The 1367-nt window shown below is 61.9% G+C and carries 2 pseudogenes; both read right to left on the bottom strand.

Going from position 1 to position 1367, the window contains the following annotated elements:
- Positions 1–10: 10 nt before the first annotated feature.
- Positions 11–97, bottom strand: a pseudogene (rplF, locus tag ABT116_RS46610) (50S ribosomal protein L6); the annotation flags it as partial.
- A 49-nt stretch (positions 98–146) separates the two neighbouring features.
- Positions 147–1367 (bottom strand): annotated as a pseudogene (locus ABT116_RS46605) (AMP-binding protein); the annotation flags it as partial.

The raw sequence follows: 1367 nt of genomic DNA, 5'->3' as shown, positions 1-1367 counted from the left end.
ATGCCATGGCTTACTTACCCGCCTTTCCGACCTTGCGGCGGATGACTTCGCCCTCGTACTTGACGCCCTTGGCCTTGTACGGGTCGGGCTTGCGCCTTCGGGTGCTTGTAGCGCGCGAGACGATCGTTGAGGAAGATGCTCAGCTCCTCGATGGTCAGGTCAACGGCTGAACCCGGCGCCATTGCGACGATCGCAACCGGCACCTCACCCCACTTGGCGTCGGGGCGACCGACGACGGCCGCTTCGACGATCAATTCGTGTTCGTAGAGAACGTTTTCCACCTCGGCGCAGTAGATGTTCTCGCCGCCGGAGATGATCATGTCCTTCTTGCGGTCGACGACGTAGACGAAGCCTTCGTCGTCGACTCGAACGAGATCGCCGGAGTGGAACCACCCACCGTGGAAGGCGTCTGCGGTGGCGGTGGGGTTGTTCCAGTACTCACTCATCATCGTGGGCCCACGGTAGACGATTTCACCGATTTCACCGGGTGCCACGTCGTCCATGTTCTCGTCGACGACCCTGGCCGAGATGGTCGGGATGACCCGACCGACGGATCCGAGCTTACGAATCGCATCCTCGCCGTCGAGAACGCAAGTGATGGGCGACATCTCGGTCTGACCGAAGACCGCGACATTGAATGCGTCCGGGAAGGTTTCGGCCATTGCCCGCAGGATCGTATCGGACGACGGCGCGGCACCCCACGAGATGTTCTTCAGCGACAGTGCTCGAGGTTGTGCCTTCTGAACTGCGCACACGGCCTGCCATTGCACAGGCACGAGGAACAGACTGGTGACCTTCTCGGCTTCGAGAATGTCGAGTAGTTGGCCCGGGTCGAATGCGCCGACCGGGTGGATCACCGTGGTCGTGCCGAGTTGCAGGCTCGGTGCGATGGATCCGAGGGCTGCGATGTGGAACATGGGCGACGCGCAGAAACCGATGGAATCGGCGTTGAACAGGTGGAAGGCCCGGATACAGGTCAATGCTTGCGACGACAGGTTCGAGTGGGAGAGTACCGAACCCTTGGGGCGACCGGTGGTTCCCGAGGTGTACATGATCAGAGCAGGAGTGTCGTCCGGGATGTCGACGAACGCGTGCTGCGCACCCTCTTCGCTGATCAGGTCCTCGTAATTCAGGCTGTCACCCTCGGCGGCAGCGCCCACGGTGATGGAGATGTCGATTCCCTCGGATGCGGCGCGAGCCGCGCTGGCCAGCGGAGCCAAGGGTCCTTCGGCGACAATGACTTTGGAGCCGGAGTCGTTGACGAGATAAGCGACCTCGGGTGGCGTAAGACGGAAGTTCACCGGAACCGCGATTGCGCCCAGTGCGTTGGTCGCGAGCACGACCTCGAGGTATTCGGGGCGGTTGAG

It is taken from the genome of Streptomyces sp. NPDC002130, assembly GCF_040296465.1.
Taxonomy (GTDB): Bacteria; Actinomycetota; Actinomycetes; order Streptomycetales; family Streptomycetaceae; genus Streptomyces.
The sequence above is the reverse complement of the archived record's forward strand: the minus strand, read 5'-3'. Positions and strand labels throughout refer to the sequence as shown.